The sequence below is a fragment of the Bacteroides cutis genome (assembly GCF_900241005.1).
Taxonomy (GTDB): domain Bacteria; phylum Bacteroidota; class Bacteroidia; order Bacteroidales; family Bacteroidaceae; genus Bacteroides; species Bacteroides cutis.
Map to the genome: position 1 here is coordinate 238,713 of NZ_OEST01000004.1, position 18,208 is coordinate 256,920.

Consider the following 18,208-nt stretch of genomic DNA (forward strand, 5'->3'; position numbering starts at 1 on the left):
CAATATTAGGGTCTCACGTAGACATAAGTACGCAGGATATAAATAAAATAGGGCGATAATATGGGGATAAAGGCGTATTTTTGATTTGAAATCTAACATAGAAAAAATGAAAACCACGTTCTTCGTAATATTACTGTTATATGCTATATCCTTGCCTGCCCAGATACAGGACATAAACAATCAATCATTGGATAATTCTCTGCGTGGTGAAGCTGAGAAACTATTGACTGAGTGGATAGATACGCTGTTGACTTATCAGTGCGTAAATTTACACTCTGCATTGGATGGAGGTATTTTGTGTCCGGCATGTGCTCGTATACATGGGCGCATTGGCGATGCTGTACTTCCTCTGATGTATTTGGCGGACAAAACGGGTAATGATAAATATTTACATGCTGCTAAAAGTCTGATGGCGTGGATGGAAAATGTACATTACCCAGATGGTTCTTGGATGAATGATGTACATGTTTCGGACTGGAACGGTACGACCGTATTCGCAGCTATCGCCCTCTATGAAGCTTTGCATTATCATGGGCATTTACTGGATGACTCTACCCGGAATCATTGGAAACAGCGGTTGGCGGAGGCCGGTGAGTTTATCATGAATAATCCTTTTATCTACAGCCGCAAACGGGAGGGAATGAGGAATATGAATGTGAACTATTCCGCTTCCGCCACTTATGCATTGTATGCCATTGGAGAAATGTGCAATCGTTCCGGTTTCAAGGCACAAGCCCGGGAGATTGCCACTGATTTGAAAGGTTATTTCACGGAACATGAATACTTTGTTTTCGGTGAAGGTCCTAATGTACGGACTAAAACGAAGAATGGTTGCCTGCCTGTAGATTTGCTTTATAACGTGGAGGAAACCTTGCCCAACATGGCGTATTATGCCAAGATGGCAAAAGATACCGAATTGCTGTCGCTTATTGAACGCTCCATGAGTACTCATCTGGAATTTATGTTACCTGATGGCGCTTGGGATAATAGCTGGGGAACCCGTAGTTTTAAATGGACTTATTGGGGTGGGCGTACAAGCGATGGTTTTATGGGAGGGTATTATTCGCTGGCTACTCATCATCCTGAATACGTGGAGGCTATCCGCCGGAATATCGGATTATTGAAGAAAGCCACTTACGATGGATTACTTTATGGTGGCATGCACTATCGTGTTTCAGGTATTCCGCCCTGTATACACCATACTTTCGGACATGCCAAAGCTTTGGCGTCTTTTCTGGAACAGGCTCCGGTGGATATGGTTACTTCCAAAGAACTTCCTCGTGATGTACCTTATGGGGTAAAGTGTTTTCAGGATATCCGTACATGGTTGATCGCACAGGGATCTTGGCGTGCCACGTTTACCGGATATGATGCTGAATATAAGACGAAAGGAACACATCCCATAGGGGGAGCTCTTGCCTTGTTATGGCATGCGGAGGCAGGTCCTGTCTTTGCTGCGACAATGAATAAATATCAGTTGATAGAGGCTCCTAATATGCAGGGTAGTACTCGGAAATATCTGATGGGAGGTACTCCTCGTATAGAGTTGATTGAGGATGGAAATGTATATACTAATCTGGATGATTTAAACACGGACATTGTTTGCCATATAGATAAGAATAATTATTGTTTTCAAGTGAATACTCATTTGGTGGATATTAGTCAAAAATCTCCATCAGGAGGAGAAGTACCTGTAGTGGTGAATTATGTCTATTCGGAACAAGGGGTTCGAATCTGTGTGCGACATTGTCCTGATAGGGCTTATTTGGTATTGCCAATTATAGCATCGCCAGTTGAAACAGTAGAGATAAGCTCAAAGGCGATGCGTATTAATAGAAATAATGGTGTGCTGAATGTAAAATGTGAAGCGGGAACTGTTGAAGTAGGACCAACCGATGATGATGGGCGTATATTTAATCCCGTTCCCGGTTTTTCTTTTGTACCTTTACGTATTCTCCCCGATAGTGAAGATAAGAAAGTTCTGATAAATATCTATTTCTATTAATATATTTTGTTTATTTGCTTCATAATAGATTACGATTATGAAAATATTTCAATTTTTGTTAGTACTATTAGTTGGATTATTTCCTATGATGTTAAATGCTAATACTTCGGAAGATATCCATTTTACTCATATTGGTCTGGAGGAAGGATTATCGCATAGTACTATATTTGCAATTAATCAAGATAAAGAAGGAAATTTATGGTTTGCTACGTATGATGGGCTGAATAAGTATGATGGTTATAACTTTACGGTCTATCGTCATCAGTATATGAATTCCAATAGCATTGCCAGTGATATCTCACGTTGTATTGCAGTCGATGATGTTGACCGGATTTGGGTAGGAACACGCGAAGGTTTGTCTCTTTATAATCGTCGTAAAGATGCTTTTTCTAACTATTACTATAAAAAAAATGGACAGAACGTGGCTATTACCAGTATTGTTCCAATAAAACAGGATTTGTTAATGCTGGGTACAATGGAGGGCATTTTGATTTTTGATGTGGAAAGAGAATGTTTTCTGAGTGATACGTTATCCTCTTCGTTACATTTGTTAAAACCTACTGCTTTAGTACGTCAGGGTGATTGTGTTTATATCGGTGCTGAAGATGGAGTGTATACTTACTCTCTCACAGGGAATACATTGAAAAAGTTGGTAAGTATGCCCGAAGGGATAAGGGTACATTCTATTTTGTGCCAGATGTTCAGCAGAATATGGATGGCAACGGAAGGAAATGGCTTGTATTTGTATGATACCAATTCTAAAGAACTAAAAAATTATCGGTATGAAGATGGAAAATCCGGCCTGAACTCAAACTATGTGCGGTCACTGGAACTGGATACGGAAAACCGTTTGTGGGTAGGAACTTATAGCGGCCTGAATATTTATAAAGAAGGAACTGATCGCTTTACGTCTATAAGAAATTCTGAAATACAGGAAGGTAGTTTGTCACAGAATTCCGTGCGCTGTATATTCAAAGACTCGCAGGGAGGCATGTGGTTGGGTACTTACTGGGGTGGTTTGAATTATTATCATCCTTTGTGTAACCGTTTTCAACGTATCAAGCATGTACCTTTTTTAAACTCCCTGAGTGATAATGTGGTCAGTTGCATTGTAGAGGATAACGAACATAATTTGTGGATTGGGACAAGTGACGGAGGACTGAACTATTATGATAATGTTTCGAAGCAGTATAAGAATTATTTGTTTAATTCCACTCCGATGATGATGGATACTCCTTTTAAGGACATTAAAACTGTATATGTAGATGAAGCGCATGATAAGGTATATGTAGGAGCACATGCAGGAGGAATGATGGTATTGCACAGAAAGTCGGGATACGTTGAATATTATAATCGGAGAAACAGTAATATACCGAGTAATAACATTTATTCTATCCTTTCGGATGAAAATGGAGGACTTTGGGTGGCTTCATTGGAATATTTGTTACACTTTGATATAAATAAGCAAAATTTTACAATTATAGATAAAGATAAGAATGGAGAGAAACTCCAACAATACAATCGTCTTCTATTCCGTGATTCGAAGAAACGTATTTGGATAGGAGGAGAAAGGGGGATTTCTGTCTATAATCAAGTTGGTGGTTCTTTGTTGGCTAACAAAGAATATAATATCATTTCGGTTTTGAGGCAGGCTTTTGTGAATTGTTTTTACGAATCTTCATCAGGAACTATATGGGTTGGAACTCGCAACGGACTTTTTGCTTTGAAGGAAAGGAGCGGAGAGTTGCAGCAATATACCACAAACAATGGTTTACCGAGTAATGTTATTTATGGAATTCTGGAAGACGCTTACGGCAGGTTGTGGATAAGTACAAACTTGGGACTGAGTTGTTTGAACCCCGAAAATGGAAAATTCCGTAATTTTACGATTTTGGATGGTTTGCAGAGTAATCAGTTCAATGCAGGTTCTTATTGTCGTAAAGATAATGGTTATATGTTGTTTGGTGGTGTCAATGGCATTACTTCTTTCCGTCCCGAGACCTTGATTGACAATCCTTACGCTCCCAAACCTGTTATCAATAAGTTGTTTGTCTTTAATAAAGAAGTACTGCCCGATGATGAGACCGGTATCCTGAAAGAAAGTGTTGAATATGTAGACCATATTACGTTGACATCTTCCCAAAATTCTTTTGCTATATCGTTTGTTGTGTCTAATTATATTGCAGGTAGGCATAATACCTTTGCTTATAAACTGGATGGATATAATGATGTGTGGTACAAACAAAGTGACATAAGCCCGGTTTCATATTCCAATCTACCGGCAGGAGATTATACCTTTTATATAAAAGCGGCAAATAATGATGGAAAATGGAATGAAGAACCTACTACTCTTCATATCCGTATTCTACCTGTTTGGTATCGTACGTGGTGGGCTATAACTTTGTTTGCCTTATCTGCTGCTCTATTGATATTTGGTGTTGTACGTTTTTTCTGGTTACGTAAGAGTATGCAGGCTGAGATAGCTATGGAACGGATGGATAAAGAGAAACAAGAAGAAATCAGCCAGATGAGAATTCGTTTTTATGTTAATATATCGCATGAGTTACGAACTCCGCTGACGTTGATTGTTGCACCTTTACAGGAACTGCTTGGTCGTATTAAAGGGCATTGGGAACATGAACAGCTACTTTATATCCAACGAAATACAAATCGTTTGTTACACTTAGTCAATCAGTTGATGGACTATCGACGTGCGGAATTGGGCATTTTTGAACTTAGACCGGTATGTGCCAATGCTTATAAAAGGGTGATGAATTGCTTTATGAACTATGACAATCTGTCAAAGCGGAAAGATATAGATTATAATTTTTACACGGAATTGCAGGATGAAAATGTATTGTTTGATGAAAACTATTTGGATTTGATAGTGAATAACTTACTTTCAAATGCTTTTAAATATACAGAAGTGGGTGAAAGTATTACGGTAAAACTTTATAAAGAAGAAAACCAACTTGTGTTACAGGTAGCAGATACGGGTATAGGCATTCCCAAAGAAAAGCAGGAGAAGATTTTTGAACGTTTCTATCAGGTAGAAAATGGACGTGAAGGGAGTGGAATAGGTTTGTCTTTGGTACAACGCTTAGTAGAACTTCATCATGGACGGATTACATTGCAAAGTGAAGTGGGCAAGGGTTCCACCTTCACCGTTTATTTACCTCAGGATAAATCGGTTTATACACAGGAGGAACTGCTTAGTAGAGAAGGAGATGTGGAAGAGCAACGTGTGTATTCCACTAATGCGCATGATATCTATATCGGCGATGAAGAAAAGAAAGAGTTGGATATTGATGAAACCGTTGAAGAAGGTAGTAAACGTGGAACCATTCTGATTGTGGAGGATAATGAAGAATTGCGGCAATATCTGGTAAATGGTTTGTCCGATCAGTTTAACATGTTAGAAACAGAGAATGGACAAAAGGCATTAGATCTCTTGAAAGATGAAGATGTGGATTTGATTGTTACAGATGTGATGATGCCTGTGATGGATGGTGTCAAATTATGTAAGTGGGTGAAACAAAATCTGCGCACATGTCATATTCCTGTTTATATGTTGTCTGCTAAAGCAGATATGAAGTATCAATTGGAAGGATTACAGGTCGGTGCTGATGATTATATTTCCAAACCATTCTCGATGACTGTGTTGAAAGCTAAGATATTGAATATGTTACGTACACGTTATCGGATATTTGAACGTTATTCTAATATGACGGAAGTCGAACCGGAGAAACTTACCAATAATACGATGGATGAGGAATTATTACGGAAAGCCATAGCGGTTGTTGAAAAAAATATGGATAATGTGGAATTTTCTACAGAGTTGTTTGCGCGTGAAATGAATATGAGCCGTTCTAGTCTCCATCTGAAATTGAAAGCGATTACCGGTAAGTCGGCTATTGATTTCATCCATAAAATACGCTTCAACCGGGCTTGTCAATTGCTGAAGGAAGGGAAGTATACGGTTTCCGAAATCAGCTTTATGGTAGGCTATAATACCCCTTCTTATTTTGCGGCACGTTTTAAAAAGTATATGGGTTGCCTACCCACAGAGTATGGAAAGAAATAATATTTATTTTCGCATGAAAACACGTATCATTTTACTTTTAACAACAGTTCTGTTTTTATTTGTTTCGTGTATGCAACCCCTGATAGCAGGGCTCTCTGTATCTAAAGAAAAAAACATCCAAGATGGAGATAAAATCATCGAACTGTTCAAGCTAACGAATGCAAATGGTATGGTTGTTAAAGTAACTAATTATGCTGCTTCATTGACTTATGTTTCTGCCCCTGATAAAGACGGACATTTCGAACCGGTAGTTTTAGGATTTGATAGTCTGAGAAATTATTTAGGTAAACACCCTAAATTCGGTGCTACAATCGGAAGATATGCCAATCGAATAAGCAATGCGGAATTTCACCTGAATAATCAGACTTATCATTTGGAGAAGAACAATAAGGAACACTCCATTCACGGAGGAACGCAAGGATTTAATCGTCAGGTATTTGAGATAGATACTTTTTATACAGTAAAAGATACGGCTGCTGTTATTTTTAAGTATCAAAGTGCTGATTTGGAAGGAGGTTTTCCCGGAGTGTTAAATCTTTTAGTGGCATATAAGCTGACCAATCAAAATGAAATTATTCTTGATTATACGGCTTCTACGGATAAACCTACGGTTGTCAATCTTACCAACCATAGCTATTTTAATTTGACCGGTTGTAGAGGAGCTGTACTCAATCATCTTTATAAGATAAAGGCGGATTTTATCACTCCGGTAGATACTGATGGCATTCCGACAGGAGAGTTCATGCCGATTGCCGGAACAGAATATGACTTTACTTCGCTACGAAATGTTGAAAATAGGGTAAAACAGTCGGGAAAGGGATATGATGTGAATTATAAACTTGATAAGTCACTTGATTCCTTGGAATTGGTGGCAACGGTGATTGACCCTGAGTCGGGTAGGGTATTGGAAGCCTATACTACAGAACCCGGGATGCAGTTCTACATCCCGAATTCAAATATGGACTATCTTACTGGACATGGAAATAAAATATATGGAAAATATTATGGATTTTGTCTTGAAATGCAGCATTTCCCTGATTCTCCCAATAAACAGCAGTTCCCCTCTACAGTTTTATTGCCCGGAAAGACTTATAAACAGATTACTATTTATAAATTTGCAACATTATCAGAACAATATAATTTAAACGACTAAAAACTTATTTGATTATGGAAATGAATGTATGGAAGAAGTGTGTATGTATATGTGGAATGTCACTCCTTATGATAACTACTTTATATGCATCGCAGGTTACGAGTAATGTCACTCCTGATGAACCAGTTAAAAAAACAAGAAGTACTACTTTTATCTATGAAAAAGATAAAACATGGGAACCTGCTGGTGAAGGTGTTACCAGGCAAATTATGGGTTATGACGGCCAAGTGATGTTAGTGAAGGTTAAATTTGAGAAAGGGGCTATTGGAACTCCTCATAAACATTATCATACACAAACTACATACGTTGCGAGCGGTAAGTTTGAATTTACGGTAGGGGGAGAGAAAAAAATAGTTGAGGCTGGTGATGGCATTTACATGGAACCGGACGTTTTGCATGGTTGTGTTTGCTTGGAACCGGGTGTTCTTATCGACTGTTTTGCTCCGATGCGTGCCGATTTTCTGAAATAGAATTGATACAACCGAATATTGATAGAAATTGAATACGTAAAATAATATAAGTCATTTGTTTCTTAGGGTGATAATGAGGAATGTTTGGATATCCGATATTCCTTTATTATCATCCTATTTTTTTGTTTGAAAAATGATACTTTCCGAGATATGTTTTATTGGTTGAATAGGTCTCTGAAGTGTCTAAAACCGCCTTTTAAAAGTGTTTGTTGTGACTTTTACACGAAATTAGGGTCGCATAAACAATATTTGCATGAGAGCTGAGGAAAAGTAGGGGGAATTAAAACAATATTTTCATATTGTGTTGATTGTCGGTGATACATTTGTGGTCGAGATAAAACTATATTAATGTTAACTTAGATTTAATTATTATGCACAGTTTAAAAGAATTGTTTTTGATCTTTTTCTTTGCTCTTGTAAGTATGGTCACATACGCGCAAAGTCAGACTGTTACCGGTAAGGTCGTTGACAGCGAAGGATATGAGGTAATTGGAGGTAGCGTTACTGTTAAAGGTGCCGCCGGTGTTGGAACGGTAACCGATATAGAAGGTAACTATACTTTAAAAGTGAATGACGCTTCTAAAGATGTATTGGTGTTCTCGTATGTGGGAATGACTACTAAAGAGGTGAAGGTCAATGGTCAGAAAGTTGTTAATGTAACGTTGCAGGTTGATGCCAAAGTATTGGATGAAGTAGTTGTTATCGGTTACGGTACAGTTTCCCGTAAAGATTTGACAGGTTCCGTTGTGTCGGTCAAAAGTGATGAATTGCTGAAAGTTCCGACTTCTGATATTTCGCAAGCATTGGCCGGACGTGTTGCTGGCGTACAGGTTACTCAGAGTGAAGGTGCTCCGGGTTCATCCATTTCTATTCGTGTACGTGGTGGTATCTCCATTACTCAAAGTAATGAACCTCTTTACATCATTGATGGATTTCCCAGTGAAGACGGTATGAGTAGTCTTGACCCTGCTGAGATTGAGACAATCGATATCTTGAAGGATGCATCTTCTACCGCAATCTATGGTGCACGTGGTGCAAACGGGGTTGTTGTTATTACTACAAAGAGTGGTGCCAAAAAGGGACAAAAGATGACTGTTTCGTTTGATAGTTATGTAGGGTTTAAGAAGATTGCCAGAAAACTGGATGTACTTTCTCCACAAGAATTTGTATTACTGGACTATGAACGTACTGTAGGGCTTTCTCAAGATCTGGAAAAAGATATAGCCAAGTTTGAGGAACGTTATGGTAAGTTTGGCGATATTGCTGCCAATTATGCTAATCGTGCCGGCATTGATTGGCAAGAAGAAGCTTTGGGACGTACGGCACTTACACAAAATTATCGTGTCAGTGTGGCTGGTGGTACCGATAAACTGAAATATAACGCTGCTTACTCTTATTTTAAAGATGAAGGTGCCATGGTATACAGTGGTAATAACAAGCACAACATCTCCATGAGTTTGAGTCATGATACCAATGAGCGTCTCTCTATCAATGCTCGCATTACTTTCGACCAAAGAAAAGTATTTGGTATGGGTACTTCAGAGAATGGCGACCGTTTCAATAAGTTACAGCATATTTTGCAATATCGTCCTACTATCGGTATCACGGGAGATGATCGTACTCTTGTTGAATCAGATGAAGACCCGCTTTTGGCTGATGATTCTGGTAACGTTATGCAAAATCCTTTATTGTCCGCCGCAGAAGAGACAAACAATAAAGAGTATCGTACATTCCAGGCAAATGGAGGGTTTAATTATAAAATACTTAAAGGTTTGAGTTTCCGTAACAGTACCGGTATGAATTATTATACTCGTCGTAATGAAATTTTCTATGGCGATAAATCTATTACAGCCAAACGTACTAATATTAATGGTAGTATCCAGAATACAGAAGGTGGTAGTTTCCAAATTTCAAATGTATTGAGCTATAATTTGGAAAAAGCCAAGCACAATTTAACGGTGATGGCAGGACAGGAATTTGTCAATCGTTGGACACGTGCTTTCAAAGCTTCGGCTACTAATTTCCCCAATGATGAAATTGGTTTGGGAGATTTGTCTTTAGGTTTACCGGGGACTCCGACATCCAGTCAAAATTATGATGATAAACTCCTTTCTTTCTTTGGACGTGTTAATTATGGTTTTGCTGACAAGTATTTGTTTACGGCTTCATTCCGTGCCGATGGTTCTTCTAAGTTTGGTAAGAATAATAAATGGGGGTATTTCCCTGCCGTCTCTGCTGCATGGCGTATTGGAGAAGAAGAATTTATTAAGAATTTAAATATTTTCTCCGATCTGAAATTCCGTATAGGCTATGGTATGGCTGGTAATAATCGTATCGGTAGCTACAACAGTCTGGCAATTTTGTCTTCCGTAACGGCTCCAAACGGTGATAGTACAACTCCTGGTTATGCATTTAGCCAGATCCCCAATCCTAATTTGAAATGGGAAGCCAATAAGACATTCAATATGGGCCTTGACTTGGGTTTCTTCAACCAACGTTTAACAATCTCTCCCGAGTTCTATATTAACCGAAGCAGTAATCTTCTGTTGAATGCCAAGTTACCATACTCATCCGGTCATAAGAGCATGGTTGTGAATGCAGGTGCTACAGAAAACGTAGGTATTGATTTGTCAATCAACTCTGTAAACATTCAGACAAAAGATTTTACATGGAATACAAATGTAACTTTCTCACACAATAAGAATACAGTAAAAGAGCTGACCGGTGAGTCTGTACAGTTATGGGAGGCCAGTTTCGGATATAATCAAAATACACATATTGTAGCTGTAGGGCAATCTATGGGACAGATGTATGGTTATGTTACTCAGGGTTTATACCAGGTAGAAGATTTTGATTTTGATGCAGCAACCAATACCTATTTACTTAAGAAAGGTGTTCCCTACAGTGGCAACCGTTCGGCTGTAAAACCCGGTATGTGGAAATTTGCAAATCTTGATGGAAATGCAGTAGTAGACAAGGATGGTACTCCACTTATCACGGAAGATGATAAAAAGGTTATTGGTAATGCTAATCCTAAGTTCTATGGCGGTATCAATAATACATTCAATTACAAAAACTTTGATTTAAGTATATTCCTTACTTATAGTTATGGTAACGATGTATTTAATGCCACAAAATTGACCAATACCAAGAGTGGTTCTAAAAATCAGAATGTATTGGCAGTTTGCGGAAGTGATAAACGCTGGATGACCGTTAATTCACAAGGACAAGTCGTTACTGATCCTACTGAATTGGCTGCATTGAACAGAGGTAAATCCGTAGCTGCATATTATGATATGGAGATTGGTGATACTTACATCCATTCATGGGCTGTAGAAGATGGTTCATACCTGAAGTTGAGCAATATAACATTAGGATACACATTCCCGCGCAAGTGGCTCACCAAAGCAGGAATTAATTCATTACGTCTGTATGCTACGGCAAACAATCTTTGGACATGGACAAAATACTCCGGTTATGATCCTGAAGTATCTACTATGGGTAACAGTTTGACTCCGGGTGTTGACTTCGGCGCTTATCCTCGCAGTCACTCTTATGTATTCGGTATTAACTTGACATTCTAATTCCAATTTAAAATTATACAGCAATGAGAAAATATAAATTTATATATATATTGAGCGCTTTGTTCGTTTTAGGATTTGTTTCCTGTGATGATTTGTTGACGGAAAAGCCTGATTCTTCTTACAAGGAAGAAGACTTCTTCACTTCCGAGGGAAATGCGCAAATGGCTATCTATGGCATTTATAATTCATTTGCCAAACCGGCACATTATGGACAAGATGAAATGGCAATGCCGGCTTCGGATGATACATATTATATTAATGGTACCGGAACAGACAATACACGCCGCGATATAGCTCATTATATGGTGAAGAATACCAATACATGGATACAATCTTTATGGGAACTCAAGTATCAAGGTATCGACAGGGCCAGCTATGCCATACATGGCATTGAAAACATGGCAGGATACAAAGACAATAAGAAACTGGTTGCTATGGTAGCCGAAGCGCATTTTCTGCGTGCTTTCCTTGCGTTTGACCTTGTTAAGTATTGGGGAGACGTTCCATATAAGACAACTTACACTTCTGGTCGTGAAGACGCTTTTCAGCCTCGTGTAAGCCGTGAAGTTATCTATGACGAAATTATCAATGATTTAAACTTTGCAAAGAATAACCTGGAATGGGCCGACGGTTCTTCTTCTCCCGAAAGAGCATCTCAAGGAGCTGCCCGTGCATTGTTGATGCGTGTTTATTTACAACGTGCCGGTTATAGTTTGCAGATGGATGGTAAATTGACCCGTCCGGATGATGCAAAACGTAAAGAGTATTTTGAAGCGGTTATTGATGAATGGGAAGCTTTTCAAGCCAAGAAATACCATGATTTCTATAAAGATGGATATTTGGAGCTTTTCAAAGGTTTCTCTAAAGGTACGCTGAACAATCAGGAGAGTTTGTTTGAGATAGCATTTTTTACACCTGATGGCAACAATGAGGGTGGTGGTACATGGGGTACTTATAATGGACCGTTGGTAGCTGCCCCGGGTATTAAGTCTACAGAAACAGGAAGCTATATGGGACGTGCTAACGCTTTTTTCCGTGTGGTACCTGAGTGGAAAAATTTCTTTGAAGATAAAGATGTCCGTAGAGATGTGATGGTTTGTACCTATCAATATAAGTGGAATGCTAATTCTTACAGTCACGTATTGACTCAAAATAAGAATGGCAAGGATTGGTATCCAGGTAAATGGCGTCGTGAATGGATGCCGTTAGGTTTTAAAAATCCTAATAATACCGATGTTAATTTCTGTGCGTTGCGTTATGCTGATGTTGTTTTGATGGCTGCCGAAGCTTATAATGAAACCGATAATACTCCTGAAGCTTGGAAGTTATTAAATAGTGTACGTACTCGTGCGAATGCTACCCCCATTACTTCTGCCAATTATGCCAGTCTGATGAAGGCCCCGAAAGTATTGGATCTTCCATTTATCTCGGATGCAGATGAGGCCGGTAAATTCCGTACTGCTTTATATTGGGAACGTGCTTTTGAACTGGCTTTCGAAGGGCAGCGTAAGTATGACCTTCTTCGTTGGGGTATTTTGAAAGAGGCATTGGTGTTGATGGGAAACGCCACCAGTGTGAATAAAGTAGCAAACCAGCCTTATCCTGCTTATAAGAATTTTGAAACGGGTAAACACGAACTATTCCCTATTCCATTGTCAGAGTTACAAAGTAATCCACTTTTGGAAGGCAAAAATAATCCGGGATATGAATAGTCCTGAGTAAAAAGTAATTTTGATGGAGAGGAGGTAATGAGGTAATATTTACTTCCTCTCTTTCTCTTTTATAGAAGGAATATTTTATTGAAATTGGATGAATGTTATGTAAAATTCAACAGAAGTGATATTATTCCACTGTTTTTGTGAGATTTTTTGGATATTATTGTCAATGAAAGACAGGGCTTCTCTGTAGATTTGCAGATAAACATGTATTACAAGAAACAAATGTATTGATATGAAGAAAATTTTATTGTTTTGTTGCGCAATTACTACGTTGCAGAGTTTCTATAGTTGTACTTCTACCCAGTCTAAGGAAGATTATACTTGGTTGAAAAATGCGATAGATGTATCGGCAGAACAACTGAAGGGAACGGTAACTGATGTAGGTGATTCTCTTTTATTGCCTCGCTCCATTTGGACAGGGTATGATATGGACTTTCTTTGCAGCCAGTTGCAAAGAGATCCTGCAACTTTTAAGGACTCTTTGCGGGTGAAACCAGTGAAGGATGTAATAGGTACCCGCCGTTATTGTTCCTCCGTCTATGATTGGACCAGTGGATTTTTCCCCGGTAACCTGTGGTATGCTTACCAGATAACGGGTGATGAGGATTTGAAAAAAGACGCTATTAAGTTTACAAACTATCTTTATCCGGTGAGAGAGTACAAAGGTACGCATGACATTGGCTTTATGATGAATTGCAGTTATGGCAACGCCTATCGGTTGTGTCCGGCAGACAGCGTTCGTCAGGCATTGATACAAACAGCCGATAATTTGTGTGAGCGTTTTGACCCGCAGATTGGTTGCATCCGTTCCTGGGATTTTGGAAAATGGAACTTCCCGGTAATCATAGACAATATGATGAACTTAGATTTGTTGTTCTACGTTAGTAACCTCACAAACAATCCTGAGTATAAAGAAATCGCATTGAAACATGCCGATACTACTCTGAAGAACCATTTCAGAGAAGACCATTCTTCTTATCATGTGGTAAGTTACAACAATGACGGAACCGTAGAACTGAAATGCACACATCAGGGAAAGAATGACGATTCTTCATGGGCACGTGGCCAGGCTTGGGGAGTATACGGATATACTTCTTGTTACCGTGAATCAAAAGATGAAGTTTTCTTACAACAAGCTAAGGACATTGCCAATCTGATTATGACACGTGTAAAAACCGAAGATGCCGTTCCTTTGTGGGATTATGATGCACCGGACACGCCCCAGACACCTCGGGATGCTTCTGCCGCTTCTATCACAGCTTCTGCATTGATAGAACTCAGCACGTTGGTAGAAGACGGACAAGTTTATTTGGACTATGCCGAGAAACTTCTCAAGAGCCTTTCTTCCGATGCGTATCTGGCTAAATCCGGTAGTAACCAGGGATTTATCCTGATGCACTCTACCGGATCACTGCCTAATGGCTCTGAGATTGATACTCCTATTAATTATGCTGATTATTATTATCTGGAGGCGTTAGTCCGTTATATGCAGGTAAAAGGTCTTGATTATAAATCTCTCTAATCTAAATTTATATACCATGAAAACGATAAAGTATATTTTGGGTATCATGTTCCTGATGATTGCCGTATGTACAGAAGCGCAGCAACTCAGGAAAGAAGCTTTCGACCTGTTGAACCTGGATTATCCGGGCTTGGAGAAGGTGAAAGCAGCCTGTGGCCAACAGCAATGGAATGAAGCGGCTCAGGCTTTGCTGGACTATTACCGGAACCGTACGGGAATTGTACATCCCGATCTGGACTTGAAGAACCTCAAAATCTCCAAAACCGAACAGAAGTGGGCGGATGATGCCTTGGAGCATACGTTTTTTGTACACTATGGCTATCAGCCATCTTTCAATTATGGAAAAGATATCAATTGGCAATATTGGCCGGTTCGAGATAATGAACTTCGTTGGCAGTTGCATCGCCATAAGTGGTTTACTCCGATGGGAAAAGCATATAGGCTCTCGGGCGACGAAAAGTATGCAAAAGAATGGGTATTACAATATATAGACTGGGTTAAGAAGAACCCTTTGACACAAGTAGAGAAAGAAGAATATGAACTTGTAAGTGCCGGTGAAGTAAAAGGTAATGCTGAAAATGTACGTTTTGCGTGGCGCCCGTTGGAGGTGAGCAACCGTTTGCAAGACCAGACCTCACAGTTCCTTTTGTTTATTAAGGCACAAGCCTTTACTCCGGAGTTCCTGACTGAATTTCTGGTTAATTATCATCGCCATGCATTGCATATCCTGGCAAACTATTCAGATCAGGGAAATCATTTACTCTTTGAAGCGCAACGTATGGTATATGCCGGTGCGTTCTTTCCGGAATTTAAAGAAGCTGCGGGATGGAGAGAGAGTGGAATCGGCATTCTGAATCGTGAAGTAAAAAAACAGGTCTATCCCGATGGTGGTCAGTATGAACTCGATCCCCATTATCATTTGGCTGCTATCAATATTTTCTGTAAAGCTCTGCGTATGGCAGATGTCAACGGTTTTCGCCAAGAGTTCCCCGCTGAGTATATCAATACGATAAAAAAGATGATTGAGTTCTACTCTGGTATCTGTTTCCCCGATTACAGTAATCCTTGTTTCAGTGACGCCAAGTTGGGTGACCGTTCCGCCGAAATCCAGAATTATAAAGAATGGCTTTTGATTTTCCCTGATTGCGAGTGGATACGTTATTATGCGACAGAAGGTCGTGAAGGTACTCCGTTACCTTATCTTTCTCATGGTGCCTTGAAGTCCGGTTTCTTCACTTTCAGAAACGGATGGAAACAAGATGCCACGGTGATGGTAGTGAAAGCCGGTCCTAAAGGCGAATGGCATTGTCAACCCGATAACGGAACATTTGAATTGTGGTTCAATGGACGTAACCTGTTTCCGGATAGTGGCTCTTACGTATATGCCGGTGACAGTGAAGTGATGAAACTACGTAACTGGTTCCGTAGTACTGCCGTTCACAACACCTTGACACTGGACGAGAAGGATTTGCAAACTACCGAGTCTGTCACCAAGCTTTGGAAACCCGAAGGTGATGTGCAGATTTTGGTAACGGAAAATCCACATTATGCCGGGCTGAAACATAGACGTTCTGTCTTTTTTGTAGACCAATCCTATTTTGTCATTGTCGACGAAGCCGTAGGTGATGCCAAGGGTACTGTCAATCTGAACTATAATTTATGTGAAGGTACTGTCAATGTAGACGGGAAAAACAATATCCTGACTTCTTCCTACGAAGGTGCGAGCAATGTAAAGCTGCAATGTTTCTCTGAGAAGAAAATTTCTGCACGGCAAAAAGAAGGATGGCGTTCCATCGCCTACCGCCAACGTGTGCCTCGCACTTCCGTTTCATTTGATGTGAATAAGAACAGTTCGGAGCCTGTACGTTACATAACCGTTATTTATCCAACGAAAGACTCGTCTCTCTTACCCACATTCAAAGCTAAGTTCTTGAATAAGACTTTCGATGAGAAGGCTGTGAAAGTAGAGGTATCCGTTAACGGCAAGAAACGCCAATTGGAGTTTCATTTATAAGAAAAATTTATGATTATGAATCGATTGTCATATTTATTTTTACCTCTTACCGCCATCAGCGTGTCAGCCTGTAGTTCGGGTAAGGCCAAGGAAGAGGTAAAACGTCCGAATATCATCTTTATGATGACGGATGACCATACTACTCAGGCAATGTCTTGTTACGGCGGTCGTTTGCTGCAGACCCCAAACATGGACAGAATAGCCAACGAAGGTATCCGTATGGATAATTGTTATGCTGTCAATGCATTATCCGGTCCGTCAAGAGCTTGTATTCTGACAGGGAAGTTCAGCCATATTAATGGATTTACAGACAATGCCAGTACTTTCGACGGCAGTCAGCAAACGTTCCCAAAACTGTTGCAGTCAGCCGGTTACCAGACCTCCATCATCGGTAAATGGCATCTGATAACAGAACCTCAAGGCTTTGATTACTGGTGTATCCTGACCGGTCAGCACGAACAGGGAGACTATTATGACCCCGATTTCAATGAGAACGGAAAACAGGTAGTGGAGAAAGGTTATGCAACAGATATCATTACCGATAAAGCCATTGAATATCTGGAACATAGGGATAAGGATAAACCTTTCTGCATGATGTATCATCAGAAAGCTCCTCATCGTAACTGGATGCCGGCTCCCCGCCATCTGGGAATGTTCAATAATACGGTTTTCCCCGAGCCGGCCACTCTTTTCGACAATTACGAGGGTAGAGGCTCGGCTGCCAAGGAACAGGATATGTCCATTGAACATACTTTGACCAACGATTGGGACCTGAAACTGATGACTCGTGAAGAGCTGTTGAAAGATACCACCAACCGTCTATCGCAGGTTTATAGACGTATGCCTGCCGATGTGCAGGAAAAATGGGATTCTGTATATGCCCAGCGTATCTCCGAGTATCGTAAAGGTGATCTGAAAGGTAAAGAGCTGATTAGTTGGAAATACCAACAATATATGCGTGATTATTTAGCTACCGTCGTAGCAGTAGATGAGAACATCGGCCGCCTGCTTAATTATCTGGAGAAAACGGGAGAATTGGATAATACAATTATCATTTATACTTCCGACCAAGGTTTCTTCCTGGGCGAACATGGATGGTTCGATAAACGCTTTATGTATGAGGAATGTCAGCGCATGCCGTTGATTATCCGTTATCCCAAGGCGATAAAGGCGGGAACTACTTCAAGTGCCATTGCCATGAACGTGGACTTTGCTCCTACAATCCTCGACTTTGCGGGCGTAGAGTTGAACTCTACAGATGCAGAGGGCAACTTGGGGATGCAAGGTAAATCCTTGAAGCCGATTTTGACCAATGCCGGAAAAGTACCCGAAAATTGGCGTAAGGCTGCTTATTACCATTATTATGAGTATCCGGCTGAACATTCGGTGAAGAGGCATTACGGCATTCGTACGGCAGATTTCAAACTAATCCACTTCTATAATGATGTGGATGAATGGGAAATGTACGATATGAAGAACGATCCCGGTGAATTGAACAATGTATTTGGAAAAGCTGAATATGCCGATAAACAAGCCGAGTTGATGTCACTTTTAAAGGAGACACAGAAAGAATATAAAGACGATGACCCTGACGAGAAAGTGAAAGAATTGTTTAAAGGTGATAGGCGTTTTATGAAAAATAGATAATCTTGAAAATA

Annotated in this window: 9 protein-coding genes; all 9 read left to right on the plus strand. The window is 39.9% G+C overall.

Annotation, left to right across the window (positions count from 1 at the left end; genetic code table 11):
* Positions 1-106: 106 nt before the first annotated feature.
* The 9 genes from C1A09_RS10630 (at position 107) to C1A09_RS10670 (ending at position 18,197) form a co-directional block, all read left to right on the plus strand.
* Positions 107-2,005, plus strand: a complete 1,899-nt coding sequence (locus tag C1A09_RS10630; RefSeq protein ID WP_101543880.1) for an ulvan lysase-like protein — start codon at positions 107-109, stop codon at positions 2,003-2,005.
* Between the two features lie 37 nt (positions 2,006-2,042).
* Positions 2,043-6,089, plus strand: coding sequence for a hybrid sensor histidine kinase/response regulator transcription factor (locus C1A09_RS10635; RefSeq protein WP_101543882.1), 4,047 nt, complete (start codon positions 2,043-2,045; stop codon positions 6,087-6,089).
* 13 nt (positions 6,090-6,102) lie between these two features.
* A complete protein-coding gene (locus tag C1A09_RS10640; protein ID WP_101544232.1) occupies positions 6,103-7,242 on the plus strand; it encodes an aldose epimerase family protein in 1,140 nt (379 codons plus the stop codon).
* 14 nt (positions 7,243-7,256) lie between these two features.
* Positions 7,257-7,712 carry a cupin domain-containing protein gene (locus C1A09_RS10645; RefSeq protein WP_101543884.1) on the plus strand — a complete coding sequence of 152 codons (456 nt, stop codon included), beginning with the start codon at positions 7,257-7,259 and terminating at the stop codon, positions 7,710-7,712.
* A 371-nt stretch (positions 7,713-8,083) separates the two neighbouring features.
* The gene (locus tag C1A09_RS10650) at positions 8,084-11,296 is read left to right on the plus strand and encodes a SusC/RagA family TonB-linked outer membrane protein (RefSeq protein ID WP_101543887.1); all 3,213 of its coding nucleotides are present in this window, start codon (positions 8,084-8,086) and stop codon (positions 11,294-11,296) included.
* 23 nt (positions 11,297-11,319) lie between these two features.
* Positions 11,320-13,008, plus strand: a complete 1,689-nt coding sequence (locus C1A09_RS10655) for a RagB/SusD family nutrient uptake outer membrane protein (protein WP_101543889.1) — start codon at positions 11,320-11,322, stop codon at positions 13,006-13,008.
* A 238-nt stretch (positions 13,009-13,246) separates the two neighbouring features.
* Positions 13,247-14,536: a DUF4995 domain-containing protein gene (locus C1A09_RS10660; protein WP_101543891.1), complete on the plus strand. Its 1,290-nt coding sequence runs from the start codon at positions 13,247-13,249 to the stop codon at positions 14,534-14,536.
* Positions 14,537-14,552: 16 nt separating this feature from the next.
* Complete coding sequence (hepC, locus tag C1A09_RS10665) at positions 14,553-16,550, plus strand: heparin-sulfate lyase HepC (RefSeq protein WP_101543893.1); 1,998 nt, start codon at positions 14,553-14,555, stop codon at positions 16,548-16,550.
* Between the two features lie 15 nt (positions 16,551-16,565).
* On the plus strand, positions 16,566-18,197 hold the full coding sequence (locus C1A09_RS10670; RefSeq protein WP_101544235.1) for a sulfatase family protein: 1,632 nt from the start codon (positions 16,566-16,568) through the stop codon (positions 18,195-18,197).
* The last annotated feature ends 11 nt before the right edge of the window (positions 18,198-18,208 follow it).

Coding starts and splice junctions, on each gene's coding strand:
- C1A09_RS10640 (WP_101544232.1), top strand. CDS start 6,103: ATGAAAACACGTATCATTTTACTTTTAACAACAGTTCTGTTTTTATTT.
- C1A09_RS10630 (WP_101543880.1), top strand. CDS start 107: ATGAAAACCACGTTCTTCGTAATATTACTGTTATATGCTATATCCTTG.
- C1A09_RS10650 (WP_101543887.1), top strand. CDS start 8,084: ATGCACAGTTTAAAAGAATTGTTTTTGATCTTTTTCTTTGCTCTTGTA.
- hepC (WP_101543893.1), top strand. CDS start 14,553: ATGAAAACGATAAAGTATATTTTGGGTATCATGTTCCTGATGATTGCC.
- C1A09_RS10655 (WP_101543889.1), top strand. CDS start 11,320: ATGAGAAAATATAAATTTATATATATATTGAGCGCTTTGTTCGTTTTA.
- C1A09_RS10645 (WP_101543884.1), top strand. CDS start 7,257: ATGGAAATGAATGTATGGAAGAAGTGTGTATGTATATGTGGAATGTCA.
- C1A09_RS10635 (WP_101543882.1), top strand. CDS start 2,043: ATGAAAATATTTCAATTTTTGTTAGTACTATTAGTTGGATTATTTCCT.
- C1A09_RS10660 (WP_101543891.1), top strand. CDS start 13,247: ATGAAGAAAATTTTATTGTTTTGTTGCGCAATTACTACGTTGCAGAGT.
- C1A09_RS10670 (WP_101544235.1), top strand. CDS start 16,566: ATGAATCGATTGTCATATTTATTTTTACCTCTTACCGCCATCAGCGTG.